The organism is Amycolatopsis sp. lyj-84, from assembly GCF_046549075.1.
Lineage (GTDB): Bacteria > Actinomycetota > Actinomycetes > Mycobacteriales > Pseudonocardiaceae > Amycolatopsis.
This window is the reverse complement of the sequence record NZ_JAJPWO010000023.1, coordinates 97,875-114,742: the sequence shown is the minus strand read 5'-3', so window position 1 is coordinate 114,742 and position 16,868 is coordinate 97,875. Positions and strand designations below refer to the sequence as shown.

Genomic DNA, 16,868 nt, shown 5'->3' with positions numbered 1-16,868 from the left:
GCCCGCACCGCACCCCAAAAACGCACCCGCACCGAACGCGGCAACACGAACCCGCCAGCCACCACAAACTCCCAGCTCACGAAGGATGTTGCAACGACCGCATGAATCCGCCTGGCTTTCGCGACACGGCCCGGAAAGACTGGTGTGGCGTTGGACTGAAGCCCGTGAAAACTCATACCGCCCGAGCACTGCACTTTTGACCTTCCCCTCAATAACTCGCTTTGCCACTCACGACCCCCTTTGTGAAGCGTGTAGGCATCAAGCAGACATTTAACCGTCTGGAAGTGTCCCATGTGGACAGTCATGGTGTGGCCGGTTCAGATCCGCGACGCCGAAGGCTTCCTTCGCTGCATCGGACGCGATGAAGGGGCCTTCGATCCGGCACGCCCCGCCCGCGAAGCACGACACGTTCGCCCTTCTCCGCAATAGGTCAGTCGAAGTCGGCGTCGCCGTCATCGTCGAAGCCGATGTCGCGGTCGGCGCGTTCGTTGCTGTCGTGCGGCCCTTCAGGGAATCCGGCGATGGCGCCGGCCACGGTCGTCAGTCCCAAGATGGTGTAGACCAGCCCGACCAGTATGCGGGTGATATCGGTGGTGGGCTCGCCCGCGCCGTTCAGGACGTCGATGTCGCCTTTCACGGTCAGCACGGCCAAGACTGTCATGCCGATACCGAACAGGGACCCGGCCACGCGGCCCATCAAGCCCCAGAAGCTCAGAGCGGGCTTCTGTCCCTTGGACATGGTGACGACGCTACGTCGACTTCGAGGCCTGGTGCACCGCTGACCGGAGTCCGAAACTGGGTGACCGAGTCGCGCTCATCCTGTGCTGCGCACGGCGACCGTTCGGTTTTGCGGCATGATCGGTGACGCCGAACGAAGGGCGGTCATGGTTCAGAGCAAAGCAACGGCTCGAGGTCTGCGGCTCAGGGTGCTGGGGCCGTTCGAGGTCGAGACGGCCGCGGGGCCGGTGGACGTGGGCGGGCGGCAGCGGGCGTTGCTGGCATCGCTGGCGTTCTCGGCGAATCAGGTGGTCCCGCTGTGGAAGCTGATCGCTCACGTGTGGGACGAGGAGTCCCCGCTGGACGTGCGCAATGGTCTCCAGACCCTGGTGAGCAGGTTGCGGCGCAGCCTCGGAGCCGAAGTCATCGAGACGACCGAGGGTGGGTACCTGCTGCGTGCCACCGCCACCGAGCTCGACCTGCTCGGACTGCGCGAGCTGGTCGAGTCGGCGGCCGTCGCCGCGAGGGAAGGGGACACCGGCCGTGAGTATGCGTCGCTCGCGTCGGCGGTCCGGTTGTGGCGTGGAGATCCGCTGGAGGACGTCGCTTCGCCGGGGCTGCGGGCGGAGGCGGGACCGCAGGTCGCCGAGCTGTGGTTCGCCGCCCGCGAGCGGATGCTGGACGTCGATCTGGAGCGAGGTCACGGGCAGGAGGTGATCGCCGACCTGCGAGACCTCACCGCGCGGCACCCGCTGCGCGAGTCGCTGTGGGCCAGGTTGATGCTGGCGCTGCACCGGTCGGGGCGGCGGGCCGAGGCGCTGGACGCCTATCGCCAGGTCACCGGCCTGGTGCGGGAGCAACTCGGCCTCGACGTGGGGCGCGCCGTCGCCGATCTGCATCAGGCGATCCTGCTCGACGACGAAACGCTCGTGGCCGGGCAGCCCGCCAGGGCGCAGGTGCCTCGCCAGTTGCCGGGGGACGTGCGCGGGTTCGTGGGGCGCTGTGACGAGATGGCGGGTCTGGACCGTCTCGTGAGCGGGGCCGACGGTCAACCGGTCGTGATCTCCGCCGTCGACGGTGCCGCCGGCATCGGGAAGACGAGCCTGGCCGTGCACTGGGCACATCAGGTCGTGCCGCGGTTCCCGGACGGGCAGCTGTACCTGAACCTGCGTGGTTACGGTCCCAGCGTGCCGGTCGATCCGGCGGACGCACTCGACGTGCTGCTGCGTTCGCTCGGGGTGTCGCCGGAGCGCGTCCCGGCCGATGTCGAGGAGCGGGCGGCGCTCTGGCGCACCGAGTCCGCCGCGCGCGGGATGCTCGTCGTGCTGGACAACGCCCGTGACAGCGCCCAAGTGCGGCCGTTGCTGCCCGGCGGGGGTTCGGTCGTGGTGACCAGCCGCCGTAAGTTGCGCGGCCTGTCCGCCCGGGAAGGGGCGCGCCACATCACCCTGGGCCTGCTCTCCCCGGCCGAGGGGCTGGAGCTGTTCACCGATCAGGTCGGCCGGGACCGGGTGGCGGCCGAGCCGCACGCGGCGGCGGCGATCGTGGAGTTGTGCGCCCGGCTGCCGCTGGCGTTGCGGCTGGCCGCGGACCACGCGGCCCGGCATCCGGAGTGGCCGCTGTCTTCGTTGCGGGACGAGCTGGCCGACCAGCGCGGGCTCGAGGTGCTGTCGGTCGACGACGACCGCGACAGCGACCTGCGTTCACTGTTCGACTGGTCCTACGACGCGCTCGACGCGCAGGCGGCGGCGGTGTTCGATGTGCTCGGCCTGTTTCCCGGCGACAGCGTCGGAAGGCACGCGGTCGCCGCGCTGGCCGGGATCCCGCCGGCGGCCGCGGGTGCCGCGCTCGGGCGGTTGGCGGAGGTCAGCATGCTCCAGCAGCGGCTGCCCGACCGGTTCGAGCTGCACGACCTCCTTCGGCAGTACGCGCGCGACAAGGCGGCGGTTCTGCCCGGTGCGACGGCGGCGGTCGAGAGGCTGGCGGCGCACTACGCGCACACCGCGGAACGGGCACGCGAGCAGCTCAGCGGCCTTCCGCACCGGATGCCGCTCCCCGTGGCCGGGCCCGGCGTTCCGGTTGTCGACTTCGCTGACCACCACTCCGCGGTCGCCTGGTTCGACCGGGAGATCGACACGATCGCCAGGCTGGTCCTCGGCGCGGACGAGCACGGCCTGCACGCCCAAGCCGCGGCGCTGTTCCAGCTGTCCTGGCACTACCTCAACCTGCGCGGATACTGGCAACGGATAGTCGACATGGGCGAAGCCGCCGTCCTCAGCGCGACCGCCACGGGCGACCGGTTCCTCCAGGGCAAGTGCTTGAACGGCGCGAGCACCGGCTACGGCCGCGCCGCCGACCGCGACAAGCAGATCACCTACTGCCGCGCGGCGCTGGAGATCTTTCGCGAACTGGGCGACCTCGCCGAACAGGGCACGGCGTTGCTCAACCTCGGGTCGGCCCTCAACTGGCTGTGCCTGTTCGACGAGGCTGTCGAGCCGCTGCGCGAAGCGGTCCGGTTGTACGAGTCGGTCGGTGACGACCTGTCCGCGGCGATGGCACTCAACAACCTCGCGGACACGTTCGTCGGGCTCGGCCGCTACGAAGAGGCGAGTGGACCCGCCCAGCGAGCCCTCGACACCTTTCGCGACGGGACGGAACCCTCGCGGATCGCCGCCGGTTTGGAGACCATCGCCGCCGTACAGGCGGGGTCGGGTGATCATCGCAGCGCCGCCGCGACGTACCGGGAAGCCGTCGACCTCGTCGAGGAGCTCCACGTGACCAGGTTGGCAGTGCCGCTCCGAGTCGGCTTGGGGCACGCGCTGCTCGCGGACGGCGACGTCGATCAAGCGCGCCGAGTGTGGCGAGAGGCCTACGACAGGTGCCTTCACGACGGCGATGAGACCGTCGCCGCCGAGATCCGGGCACTGCTTTCCGCGCACGGGTAGCCGAATCCGCGTGCTCGCCCGGACGACAGCGCCGTGCAAGCGCGACGACAGAGGCCGTCGCGTTTCTCGCCTACGGTCCTGTTCGAGCGACGCGTCCCGCCCACGCAGGCGGGAGCACACGGTCGCGCTTCGCCGCACTCGGACCGGGGAGGGCGAGGGCGGCGATGCGAAGAACGATCGTGCCGTTCATGGTGGCCGCGGTGGTGCCGGGTTTCGTGCAAGGGGGTGGCGCCACCGCGGCCGCGGTGGCGCCCGGACCACGACGCACAAGCAGGGTTCCGGCGGCTCCGGGAAGTCCCGCGTGATCGGGAATCGTATTCCTGAATCGATTTCGACGAATTCGCCTTCCGGTTGTTTGTAGAAGCATTTCCCGCATGGTGTCGGTTAATATCCGACGCATTACCGGGTGTAGTCGATCGAGTGTCCATAGTGGTCGTAAATTCGGGCGCGAAATGGCGCCCTGGCCGCCGATTGGGCTGGAAGACGTGTGTAGCTGCAACGTCTGGTCCAAGATCAGTAGGCCATCCGAACCAAATCGACAGATTTCGTATTCCTTGGCGCGACAGGTCGCCTTAACCTTGCGTAATTCTTCACCTGAATGGTCACTGGGGAGCAAGATGAAGTCCACGCCGTTGTTGTCGCGCGCCCGAAAAACCTCGGAGCGACTGCTCGACGCCCGATGACACAAACCGGCTGCGTCAGCCGATTCGATGTGCACGCCCGGCAGTCGCCCGACCGGATCGCGGTCATCGAACACGGCACCAGGCTCACCTATGCCCGGCTCGCCGGACTCGCGGGAGGCCGCGCGCTGCGGTTGCGCGACGCCGGTGTCCTGCCGGGGGAGCGGGTCGGGCTCGTCACCGGGCACGGCAGCGCCGCGATCGCGGCGATCTTCGGCACCCTCGCCGCGGGCTGCACCTACGTCCCGCTGGACCCGACCTTCCCCCGGGAGCGTCTCGAATACCAGCTGGCCGCCGCGCGGGTGACCGCAGTGCTCGCGGACCCGGAGTACGTCGAACTGGCGGAGTCCTTGTGCCGTAACGGATCCGCGCGGCTCGTGCGTTCGGGCACGGAGACCGCGCCGCTCCCGGTGCCCGAATCCGATCCGGACAGCCCGGCGTACGTGCTGTTCACCTCCGGGTCCACCGGCAGGCCGAAGGCCGTCGCGCAGACCCACCGCAACCTCCTGCACGTCGTCGACAACCAGATCGCCGCGCTCGGCATCACCGCGGCCGACCGGCTCAGCCTGCTCGCGTCGTTCGGCTTCGACGCGGCGATCCCGGACCTGTACCCGGCACTGCTCAGCGGCGCCGCGGTCGTGCCGGTCGACCTGCGCGCGCACGGCCTCGCCCACGCCGCGCGCGAGCTGGCCCGGCACGAGGTGACCGTCTACCACTCGACGCCCACGGTCTACCGGCATCTGCTCGACGTCCTCGGCGAGACCGGCCTCCCGTCCGTGCGGACCGTGCTGCTCGGCGGCGAGCAGGCGACGCACGCCGACGTCCGCCGCGGCCGGTTCGCGCCGGACTGTGTGTTCGTCAACGGCTACGGCGCCACCGAGGTGACTTTCGCCGCGCAGTACCGGACGACCGCCGCCGAGCTGGGCCCGGACGCCGACGGGCCGCTGCCGATCGGGCGCGCGCTGCCCGGGTTCACGCTCACCGTGCTGGACAGCGGCGAACTCGAAGTGCGCGGACGGCACCTCGTCGACGGCTACCTCGACCAGCCGAGCCCGGCGTTCGGGGTGACGGCCGACGGCGACCGTCGCTACCGGACCGGCGACCTAGGCAGGCTGCTGCCGGACGGGAACCTCGTCTGCCTCGGCAGGCTCGACCGGCAGGTCAAGGTCCGCGGTTTCCGGGTGGAGCTGACCGAGATCGAGGCCCGGCTCGCCGAACAGCCCGGTGTGGCCGAAGCCCGCGCGATCGTCCGCGACGGCGACCTGCTCGCCTACGTGACCGCGACCGGCCCGCGTCCGGACGGCCGGGTGCTGCGGGCCGCGCTGGCGGACGTCCTGCCCGTCTACTCGGTGCCCGCGGCCGTCGCGGTGCTGGACGGTTTTCCGCTGACCGTCACCGGAAAACTCGACGAACGGGCACTTCCGGACCCGCGGGCGGCCGCGACCGTCCCGGCCGAGCTGCTGACCCCGGCCGAGGAACGCGTGCACCGGATCTGGTGCGCGGTGCTCGGCCGTGACCGGGTCGGGCGCGCCGAGGCGTTCTTCGACGCCGGCGGCGACTCGCTGCGGCTCGGCCGGGTGCAGGCGCGGCTGGCCGACGAGTTCGGGGTGGACGTCCCGCTGCTCGCCCTGTTCGAGCACACGACGATCGCCGGGCAGGCCGCCTGGTTCACGGAGTCCACTTCGGACACTCGGTCGCCTGTCGCCGCGGAGGAGCCGGCAGGGGATCTCATCGCCGTCGTCGGGCTGGCCTGCCGGTTCCCCGGCGCGCCGGACGCCGCCTCGTTCTGGTGGAACCTCTGCGCGGGCGTCGACTCGATCCACGACTACGCCGACGACGAGCTGGCGGCGCTGGGCATCGGCCCGGGCCTGCGTGCCGATCCGGCGTACGTGCGGGCGGGTGGCCGGATCGAGGGTGTCGAGGAGTTCGACGCCGGGTTCTTCGGGTTCACCGCCGACGAGGCCGCGCGGACCGATCCGCAGCACCGGCTGTTCCTCGAAACGGCGTGGCGGGCACTCGAGGACGCCGGACGCGATCCCGCCGCCGAGACCGGGCCGGTCGGGGTGTTCACGGCCGCCTCGGTGAACCGCTACTTCCTGTTCCACCTGTTCGGCAATCCGGCGGTGACCGGCGACGTCGACCCGGACGACTGGGAGGGGCGGCTGACCGGCCGCCAGCTCGCCGACCACCTGCCCGGCCAGGTCGCCTACCGGCTCGGGCTGACCGGGCCCGCGGTGGCCGTGCAGAGCGCGTGCTCCAGCTCGCTCGCGGCGGTCGCGCTGGCCGCGCAGAGTCTCATGGACTACCGGTGCGACGTCGCGCTGGCAGGCGGGGCGAACGTGACCTGGCCGCGGTACCGCTCGGGTGGGCTCGCCTCGCCGGACGGCCGGTGCCGCGCGTTCGACGTCGCCGCGGCGGGCGCCGGGTTCAGCTCGGGCGCCGGGGTCGTCGTGCTGCGGCGGCTGGCGGACGCCCTCGCCGACCGCGATCACGTCTACGCCGTGCTGCCCGGCTGGGCGATCACGAACGACGGCCCGGACCGCGCGGGCTACGCCGTGCCGGGACCGGCCGGGCAGGCGGCCGCGGTGGCCGAGGCACTGGCCGTCGCGGAGGTCGCCCCGGACGAGGTCGCGCTGCTCGAAGCCCACGGCAGCGGCACCCCGCTGGGCGACGCGATCGAGGTGGCCGCGCTCAACCGTGTCTACCGGGGCGCGCCAGCGGAAACGTGCGCGCTGGGCTCGGTGAAGACGAACATCGGGCATCTCGACGCGGCGGCAGGCGTCGCCGGGTTGATCAAGGCCGTGTTGTCCGTGCGGCACGGCGTCATCCCGCCGAGCCTGCACTTCACGGCCCCGCACCCGGAGGTCGACCTGGCGGGCGGCCCCTGGTACGTCCCGGCGAAGGCCGCCGACTGGCCCGCCCGTGAGCGGCGGGTGGCCGGGGTCAGCTCGTTCGGCTTGGGCGGCACGAACGTGCACGTGATCGTGGAGGAGGCCCCTGCCGCTCCACCACGGCAGGCGGCGAGCGGTCCGTTCGTCCTGCCGGTGTCCGCGCGTGACGCGAAAGCGTTGCGAGAGGCGGTGTCCCGGCTGCGCGAGCGGCTCGCCACGGACGCGCCGGACCTCGGGGACGCGGCGTACACGCTTTCGGTCCGGCGGGCGTTCGCGTGCCGGGCCGCCGTGGTGGCGGACTCGGTCCCGTCGGCGGTCGCCGCGCTCGATGCGCTGCTGGCGAACGGAACCGACGTCGAGGGCCCGGCCGGGGCGGTGCGGGACCTGGCTGTCCACTGGGCCGGGGGCGGCGACGTCGAGTGGGCCGCGCGGTTCGCGGGCGGTGCACCGGGCCGCGTCCCGTTGCCGGGTTATCCGTTCCAGCGGGAGCGGCACTGGATCGACCCACCGTCTCATCACACATCCGACCAGGGGAGCCTTCGGTGACCGACACCTTGCCCGTCGTGGGCGGCCATGGCCCGCCACTGTCCTATCCGGACACCACGATCACCGGGCTGATCCTCGCCCAGGCCACGCGCACCCCGGACGCCGTCGCCGTCCGGCAGGGTGACGCCCGGCTCACCTACCGTGAACTGGTCGCCGCGGCGACCGGCGTCGCCCGGCTGCTGTGGGCACGGGGCGCGGGGCCCGGCACCCGCGTCGGCATTTGCGCCGACCGGCGGCCGGAGCTGATCTCGACCGTCGTGGGCGTGCTGCTGTCCGGGGCCGCCTACGTGCCGCTCGAACCCGGCGGCCCGAAGGCGCGGCTGGCCGAAATCGCCGCGGACGCCGGGCTCTCCCTCGTCGTCGGTAACTGCGCCCGGGCCGAATTCGGTGCCACGGAAGGCGTCGAGGCGCTCGACGTGCCCCCGCCCGCGGACGGGCCCGCCGAATGCCCCGCCGGACCGGACGACCTCGCCCACCTCCTCTACACCTCCGGCTCCACCGGCCGCCCCAAGGGCGTACTGACCAGTCACCGCAACGTCGTCGCGTTCGTCACCGGGTTCGCCGCCGCCCTCGGGATCCGGCCAGGCACCCGGACGCTCGGCCTCTCCTCGCTCGCCTTCGACGCCTTCACCATGGACGTGTTCGTCCCGCTGGCGTACGGCGGTTCGGTCCAGCTCGCCGGAGCCGCCGACCGGGCCGACCCCGAACGGCTGCGGCGGTTCCTCGTCGAGCACGACGTCGAGTGGGGCTTCGCCACGCCGACACTGCTGTCCATGGTGGACCCCGCGGCCGTTCCCGGCTGGCGCGTCGTCGCCTGCGGTGGTGAGCCGGTGCCCGCGGAGCTCGCCGCGCGCTGGCTGCCGGGCCGTCGCTTCTTCAACGCCTACGGCCCGACCGAGACCACCGTGGCGGTCGTCATCGACGAGGTCACCGGCATCCCCGCCGACCCACTGCCGCTCGGCCGCCCGACGCCGAACCACCGGGCGTACATCGTGGACGCCGGGCTGCGGCCGGTCACGCCCGGTGAGGTCGGCGAGCTGCTCATCGGCGGGCCGGGTCTCGCGCAGGGCTATCTCGGCAGCCCGGAGCTGACCGCCGAGAAGTTCATCGACGACCCGATCACACCGGGGGAGCGGCTCTACCGCACCGGCGACCTGGTCCGCGAGCTGCCCGACGGCCGTCTCGGGTTCGCCGGCCGCGCCGACCGGCAGGTGAAGGTCCGCGGCCAGCGGATCGAACTGGGCGAGGTGGAGGCCGCACTCACGGCCCACCCGGACGTCGACGCCGCGGCCGTGGTGGCCGTCCCCGGGCCGGGCGGCACCCGGCTGGTGGCCTTCCTGGCACCGGCGTCCGCACCGTCCGATGTGGACACACTCGGCCGGGACCGGCTCACCTCGGCGATGCGCCCGGCCGCGGTCCAGGTGCTCGACCGCCTGCCGGTCAACCCGGTCACTGGCAAGATCGACCGGCCCGCCCTGCGCGACCTGGCCGAAGCGATGCTCGCGGGACAGCGGGAGGACCTCGGCCCGCTCGGCACCCCGGCCGAACGCGCGGTCGCGGCCATCTGGCGGCGGGTGCTCGGCGACGGCGCGGGGACGGATTTCCTGACCTCGGGCGGGAACTCGATCGCCGCGATGCGCCTGGTCGCGGCACTGCGGGCGGAGCTGGCCGCGGACGTCGCCACGGAGGACGTGTTCGCGGGCGGCACTCTCGACGGGCTCACCCGGCGGGTCGCGGCCGCGCCGCCACTGACCGGACCGGGGCTGACCACCGGGCACACGCCCGCGCTGTCCCCGCCGCAGCGGCGGCTGTGGTTCCTCGACCAGCTCGCCCCGGACGCCGCGCCGTACAACATCACGATGGCGTTCCGGCTGACCGGCGCGCTGGACGTCGACGCGCTGCGCCACGCGTTGCGCGCGGTCGCCGAGCGGCACGACGTGCTCCGCTGGCGCATCCGGTCCGTCGACGGCGCGCCGCTGGCGGATCGCCTGCCGACAACGGACGTTCCGCTGCCGATGGCGCCGGTGACCGAGGACGGCCTGCGGGCCCGGCTGGCCGCCGACGCCGCGACGCCCGTGCACCTCGACCGTGAGGCTCCCTGGCGCGTACGGCTCTACCGGCTCGGCGAGACGGAGCACGTTCTCGGCTTCACGCTGCATCACGCGGTGTTCGACGGCTGGTCGCAGGACCTGCTCTGCGCCGACCTCTCGGCGGCCTACCGGGGTGAGCCACTGCCGCCGCCGATGGCGTCCTACGCGGACTACGCGGTGTGGCGGGCCGGACGCGACGAACGCCGGGAGGCCGTTGATGTCGCCTGGTGGACCGGACATCTCGCCGGTGCACCCTCCACAGTGGACCTTCCGAGGGACCGGCCGCGCCCGGCCGTGCAGACCTACCGGGGCGCGAGCCTGCGTCAGTCCTTTCCGGACGGTGCCGCCGAGTCGGTCCGGGCACTGGCCGCCCGCACCGGCACGACGCGCGCCGGAGTGCTGCTCGCCGCGTTCGGCCAGCTGCTGCGGCGGCTCACCGGCGCGGCCGACCACCTGGTCGCCACGGTCGTCGCGGACCGGCAGCTCGCCGAGTTCCAGGAGGTCGCGGGGTTCTTCGTGGACATCGTGCCGGTGCGGCTGCGGGCCGACGACTCCGCCGACTTCGCGACGCACGTCCGTGGCGGCGGCGCGGAACTCCTCGCCGCGACCGCGCATCCGGCCGCGCCGGTCGAGCGGCTCGTCGAGGCGCTCGGCGTGCCCCGCGATCCCGCGCACGCCCCGCTCGTGCAGGTGATGTTCAACGTCCTGAACTTCACCGAGCCGCGGCTGGACCTGCCCGGTGTGCGGTCGGGGTGGCTGCCGGTGGACAAGCCGGGGTCGCCGTTCGACCTCACGGTGTACGTCCACGACGACGGCGTCGAACTGCTGTACAACCCGGACCTGTTCGACCACAAGCGGATGACCGGGCTCGCCGAGGACTACGTCGCCCTGCTCGCCGCGCTGGCCGCGGCGCCGGACTCGCCGGTCGGGACGAGCGTGCCGGAACTGCCGCGGGCGGGCGTCCGCACCGCCGCGCCGGACGCGATGAGCCGCGCACTGCCACCGCCACCGACGGCCGCCGCCGCGGATCCGGTGGCGCTCGCCGCGACCGAGGCCGTGATCGCCCGTGCCTGGTGCGACGTCCTCGGCGTCGCCGAAGTCGGGCACACCGACAACTTCTTCGACGTCGGCGGGCATTCGCTCGCGCTGGCCAGGGTGCACGCCCAGGTCACCGCCCGGCTCGGCCGCCGGATCCCGATGGTCGACCTGCTCAGCCATCCCACCGTCCGCGCCCTCGCCGCGCACCTGCACTCCGGCGGCGGCGCCAGCCCGGAGCTGGCCCGCGCGGCCGAGCGCGTCGCCGCCCGTCGCGGCCGCACCCAGACCAGAAGACCCCGCAGCACCGCCGGCCCGGCCGGCCTCGGATAGGAGCACCACCGTGACCCACCTTCCCGAAACCGGCGCCGGCGATCCCGGAGCCGAACCGATCGCGATCGTCGGACTCGACGTGCGCGTGCCCGGCGCGCGTGACGCGCGGCAGTTCTGGCGCAACCTCGTCGACGGCGTCGAGTCGATCGTGCCCGCCACCCGCGAGGAGATGATCGCCCGCGGCGCCGAAGAGGCCACTGTGGACGATCCGAGCTGGGTGAACGCCACCACCGTGGTCGACGGCTTCGACGAGTTCGACGCGGAACTGTTCGGCATGACCAGCCGCGAGGCAGAGATCACCGATCCGCAGCATCGGCTGTTCCTGCAGTCGTGCCACGCCGCGCTGACCGACGCGGGCTACGACCCGGCCCGCTTCGACGGCGCGATCGGCGTCTACGGCGGTTCAGGGGGCACCGGCTACCTGAAGGAGAACCTGCTGCGCAACGAGCGGATTCTCGCCTCGCAGCACGGCGGTATCGGCATTTCGACCGGCAACCAGCCGAGCTACCTGACGACCTCGGTGTCGTACAAGCTCGACCTGCGCGGCCCGAGTCTCGCGGTGTTCACTGCCTGCTCGACGTCCCTGGTCGCGGTGCATCTGGCCTGTGAGGCGCTGCGCAACGGTGAATGCGACATGGCGCTGGCGGGCGGGGTCAACCTGGAGATGCCGCATGGCATCGGCTATATGGGCGTCGAAGGCTTCACCTCGCCGGACGGCCACGTGCGCGCGTTCGACGAAGGCGCCAACGGCACGGTCTGGAGCAGCGGCGCCGGGGTCGTGCTGGTGAAGCGGCTGTCGCAGGCGATCGAGGACGGCGACCACATCCGGGGCGTCGTGCTGGGCAACGCGATCAACAACGACGGCGCCACCAAGGTCGGCTTCTCCGCGCCCAGCGTGGCCGGGCAGACCGAGGCGATCGCGCAGGCCGTCGGCATGGCCGGTGTCGACCCGCGCACCATCGGCTACGTCGAGGCGCACGGCACCGGCACCGCGCTGGGCGACCCGATGGAGATCGCCGCACTGTCCACTGTGTACGGAAACGGGGTCGCGGACACCGGCTGGTGCGCGATCGGCTCGGTGAAGTCCAACATCGGTCACCTGTCGCAGGCGGCGGGCGTGGTCTCGCTGATCAAGGCCGTGCTCGTCATGGAGCACAGGCTGATCCCGCCGACCATCAACTACCACGAACCCAACCCGGGCATCGACTTCCCGGCGAGCCCGTTCTACCCGGCGCAAGGGGTGACGAAGTGGGAGGCGGCCGCGGCACCGCGGCGGGCGGGCGTCAGCTCGTTCGGCGTCGGCGGTACCAACGCGCACGTCGTGCTGGAGGAGGCGCCCGCCCCGCAGTGGAGCAGGGCGCCGCACCCGGCGCATCTGCTGCGGGTGTCGGCCAACACGGCGGAGGCGCTCTCGGCCGCCGTCGACGGGCTGGCCGAGCGGCTGGCCGGGGACGTCGATCTCGACCTCGCCGACGTGGCCCACACCCTGGCCGCCGGGCGCACCGAGTACCCGCACCGCGCGGTCGTCGTCGCCCGTGACTCCGAGGACGCGGTCGACGGGCTGCGGGATTCCCGGCGCCTCGTGTCCGCACAGGCCGGGGAGCCGAACGTGGCGTTCCTCTTCCCCGGGCAGGGTTCGCAGTACGCCGGGATGGGCGCCGAGCTGTACGAGGCCGAGCCGGTGTTCGCCGCGGCCGTCGACGAGTGCCTGCGGCTGCTCGAATCCGAGCTGCCGGAGCTGCGCGACCTGATCTTCTCACCCGGTGGCGAGCAGGCGCTTCGGGAAACCCGCGTGACCCAGCCCGCGCTGTTCGTCGTCGAGTACGCGCTGGCGAAGCTGTGGCAGAGCTGGGGTGTGCTGCCCTCGGCGATGATCGGTCACTCGGTCGGCGAGTACGTCGCCGCCACCGTCGCCGGGGTCTTCACCCTGCCGGACGCGCTGAACCTGGTCGCCACCCGCGGCCGTCTGATGCAGTCGATGCCCGCCGGGGCGATGCTCGCTGTCCAGCTCGACGAGGAGAGTGTCACCACGCGGCTGCCGGGCACCCTCGCGATCGCCGGGGTGAACGGGCCCGGCACGTGCGTCGTGGCCGGACCGCCGGACGCGGTCGCGGACTTCGCGGCGACGCTCAAGGCCAGCGGCGTGCAGTGCCGCGAGCTGGTGACCTCGCACGCGTTCCACTCGCCGATGATGGACCCGGTACTGGCCGAGTTCACCGCCGCCGTCACCGCCGTCGTCCGCACCGCGCCCGCGCTGCCGTTCCTGTCGAACGTCACCGGCGACTGGATCACCGACGCCCAGGCCACCGACCCCGCTTACTGGGCCTCTCACCTGCGCCAGGCCGTCCGGTTCGGCGACTGCGTCAAGAATCTGTTCGTGCGCGGCGGCCGCTGGGCGCTCGTCGAATGCGGCCCCGGTCACCAGCTTGCCGGGCTGGCCCGCGGCCAGGTCCCGAAGGGCATGCCCGCGCCGCAGCCGAGCCTGCCGGGCCGGACCGAGCGCATCGGCGACGTCGAAACGCTGTACGGCGCCGCCGGTCTCTTGTGGACGAACGGGGTTTCCCTGGATTCGCGGACGTTCGGCGCGCCCGGCCACCGGGTACCGCTGCCCGGCTACCCGTACGCGCGCAAGCGGTACTGGGTCGATCCGGACCCGGTCACGGACGCCCGGCCCGCGCGGCGGAGCGGTCCGTTGCCGCTGTCCGAGTGGTTCGCGGTCCCGGCGTGGCGGCAGGCGGAACCGGACCTGAGACGCGAGCCCTTCGCGAACGCGCTCGTCTTCGCCGCCGAGGACGTCCTGCCGAGGCAGCTGCGTGACGCGGGTGTGACGGTCACCGAAGTGCGTCCCGGCAACGGGTTCGCCGTGACGGAGACGGGATTCACCGTCCGGCCCGGGGTACGAGAGGACTACGACGCGCTCGTGGCCGCGCTGCCCGCCCGGCCCGAGCGGGTCGTGCACGCCTGGACGCTGACCGGGGACGAGCGCGGCATGGCCGCCCAGGATCACGGGTTCTTCAGCGTGCTCAACCTCGTCCAGGCCTGGGGTGAGCCGATGCGGATCGACGTGCTGAGCACCGGAGCCGCCGACGTCACCGGCACCGACCTGACCCGCCCCGAGCACGCGACCCTGGCGGGCATCGCCAGGGTGGTGCCGCTGGAGGCCCCGGGCACGGTGGTGCGCCGGATCGATGTCGACGCGGACCACCCGCAGGACGCCGTCGCCGAGCTGTTCCGCCCGGCCGACGCGGCGGCCGAGGTCGCGCTGCGGACAGGCCGCCGCTGGGTGCTGGACCACACCCAGATCGAACTGCCCCCGGCCGCCGAGCCGGTGCTGCGCGACGGCGGCCGGTACCTGATCACCGGCGGGACCGGCGGCATCGGCATCACGCTCGCCGAGGACCTCGCCCGCCGGGTGCGGGCGAAGCTCGTGCTGCTCGCCCGCACCGCACTGCCGCCGCGGGCGGAGTGGGACCCGCATCTCGCCGCGCACGGCGGCACCGACCGCACCGGGCGTGCGATCCTCGCCGTGCGGCGGATGGAGGCCGCGGGCGCGGTGGTGCACGTCGTCGCCGCCGACGTCACCGACGCGGCGCGCCTGCGTGAGGTGCGTGAGCTGGCCGAGCGCGAGTTCGGTGGCCTCGACGGGATCGTGCACGCCGCCGGGATGCCCGGCGGCGGCGTCGCCGAGGTGAAGGAGCGGGCCGCGGCCGAGGCCGTGCTGGCCCCGAAGATCGCCGGGACGCTGGCTCTGTCCGAGGCGTTCGGCGACCTGCCGATGGACTTCGTCGCGCTGTGCTCGTCGATCACCGCGGTGGTCGGCGGCATCGGGCAGGTCGACTACTGCGCCGCCAACAACTTCCTCGACGCCTACGCGCGGGGGAACCACGGCTGGCGGGCGCGGCTGGTCTCGCATGCCTGGGGTGGCTGGGACGAGGTCGGCATGGCCGCGGAGGTGGCCGCTCCGACCACGATCCGCACCGCCCGGTCGCGGGCACTCGGCCCGGTCGAACACCCCGTGCTCACCACGCGCTCCGAGGACGGCGCGCACGGGCTCGTCTCGGCGGCCACGCACTGGCTTCTCGACGAGCACCGGATCGCCGGGGTACCGGTGGTGCCGGGCACGGGACACCTGGAGACCGTCCGCGCGGCGGTGGCCGCGGCGCTGCCGAAGCCCGGTGACGGGCACGTCGTCGAGCTGCGGGACGTCGTGTTCCTGGAGCCGTTCGGCGTCCCGGACGGCGCCACCGCGGAGTACCGCGTGGAGTTCGACGGCGACGAATTCACCGTGACCAGCCATGTCGCCGGTGCGAGCCGGACCCACGTGCGCGGATCCGCCGGATGGGTCGCGGCCGTGCCGACGTCCACTGTGGACATCGAGGCGGTGACCGGGCGGACCGAACCGATCGACGACGGGCACGGCTTCGGAACCGGCCGCACCAGCATGGTGACCTTCGGCCCGCGCTGGGCGGCGCTGCGCGAACACCGCATCGGCGCGCACGAGGAGCTGGCCACGATCACGGCACCCGACGCGGCGGCGGGTGACGTCGGCACGTGGGGGCTGCACCCGGCGCTGCTGGACGTCGCGACCGCGTTCGGCCGAGGCCGGGGGAGCGGCGCCTACCTGCCGATGGGCTACGGCCGGATCGTCGTGCACGACGCGCTCCCGGCGAGTTTCCGCAGCCACCTGCGCTACCGCGACTCCGGCGGCGACCAGGTGGTGGCGGCCGACCTCGCGCTGTGCGACGAGACCGGCCGCGTGCTCGTCACGATCGAGGACTTCGTGCTGCGCCAGGTCGATCAGGACGCTGTCGGTGGCGGCCTGACTTCGTCGTCCACGGGATCTTCTGTGTCCACTGTGTCCGATTCGGACAAGACGTCGACCGGGATCCGGCCGGTGGACGGCGCCGAGGCGTTCGTCCGGGCGCTGGCCCCCGGCCTCGGCGGGCAGGTGGTGATCAGCACGCTCCCGGTGCGGGAGCTGATCGAGCACCGGGTCAGCGCCGAGGAGCTGGACGAACCCGGCGAAGCACCGGTGAGGGTGTCGGAGGACGACTACGTCGCTCCGCGCACCGACCTGGAGGCCGAGATCGCCCGCCAGTGGACCGAGCTGCTAGGCGTGGAGAAGATCGGTGTGCACGACGACTTCTTCGCTCTCGGCGGTAACTCGCTGGTCGCCATCCAGCTCATCGCCCAGGTGCGCAAGGCCACCGGTACCCGGCTGGCGATGAAGACGCTGTTCGAAGCGTCCACAGTGGCCACTCTGGTCGAGCGGATCGAGGAGTTGCGCGACGGCAAGGCCGAGGCGACGGCCGAACCCGCCCGGACCACCATCCCGAAGCTCGAGCGCTGAGACCGTTGGCGAATTCGGGCCGGGTGGGCTTCGGCGGTCGTGAGTGGGGTTTCGGGCTATTGAGGGGTAAGGCAAAGGTGACAGGTTGCGAAAGCCACTTTCGCAACCTTCAACGTTGCGAAAGTGGCTTTCGCGACATGCCGAACCGACCCGCGGGACCAACGCCTCACCCACGCCACCCGCCTCGCCCACGACGACACCATCTGCAACTCCGCACACCAGCCAGGCAGGCAGCCGAGACCCCGTCGGGTCTCGAATCCGCCAACAGACGCTGAGAAACA

At 72.5% G+C, this 16,868-nt stretch carries 6 protein-coding genes; 4 read left to right on the top strand and 2 right to left on the bottom strand.

Annotation, left to right across the window (positions count from 1 at the left end; all coding sequences use genetic code 11):
* Together ACLJRM_RS42065 and ACLJRM_RS42060 are read right to left on the bottom strand one after the other, a co-directional pair.
* Window positions 1-293, bottom strand: a 293-nt coding sequence (locus ACLJRM_RS42065) for a hypothetical protein (protein WP_410666234.1), incomplete at its 3' end; no start/stop codon positions are given.
* Window positions 294-430: 137 nt separating this feature from the next.
* Window positions 431-739 carry a hypothetical protein gene (locus ACLJRM_RS42060; protein WP_410666233.1) on the bottom strand — a complete coding sequence of 103 codons (309 nt, stop codon included), beginning with the start codon at window positions 737-739 and terminating at the stop codon, window positions 431-433.
* Between the two features lie 145 nt (window positions 740-884).
* On the opposite strand from ACLJRM_RS42060, the gene ACLJRM_RS42055 reads away from it, so the two are divergent.
* The 4 genes from ACLJRM_RS42055 to ACLJRM_RS42040 all read left to right on the top strand — a co-directional run bounded on the left by ACLJRM_RS42055 (window position 885) and on the right by ACLJRM_RS42040 (window position 16,587).
* On the top strand, window positions 885-3,662 hold the full coding sequence (locus ACLJRM_RS42055; protein ID WP_410666232.1) for a BTAD domain-containing putative transcriptional regulator: 2,778 nt from the start codon (window positions 885-887) through the stop codon (window positions 3,660-3,662).
* A gap of 679 nt (window positions 3,663-4,341) precedes the next feature.
* A complete protein-coding gene (locus ACLJRM_RS42050) occupies window positions 4,342-7,779 on the top strand; it encodes an AMP-binding protein (protein ID WP_410666231.1) in 3,438 nt (1,145 codons plus the stop codon).
* Complete coding sequence (locus ACLJRM_RS42045) at window positions 7,776-11,237, top strand: amino acid adenylation domain-containing protein (protein ID WP_410666230.1); 3,462 nt, start codon at window positions 7,776-7,778, stop codon at window positions 11,235-11,237. Before ACLJRM_RS42050 ends, ACLJRM_RS42045 begins: the two co-directional genes overlap by 4 nt.
* 10 nt (window positions 11,238-11,247) lie before the next feature.
* On the top strand, window positions 11,248-16,587 hold the full coding sequence (locus tag ACLJRM_RS42040; protein WP_410666229.1) for an SDR family NAD(P)-dependent oxidoreductase: 5,340 nt from the start codon (window positions 11,248-11,250) through the stop codon (window positions 16,585-16,587).
* Window positions 16,588-16,868: the final 281 nt, after the last annotated feature.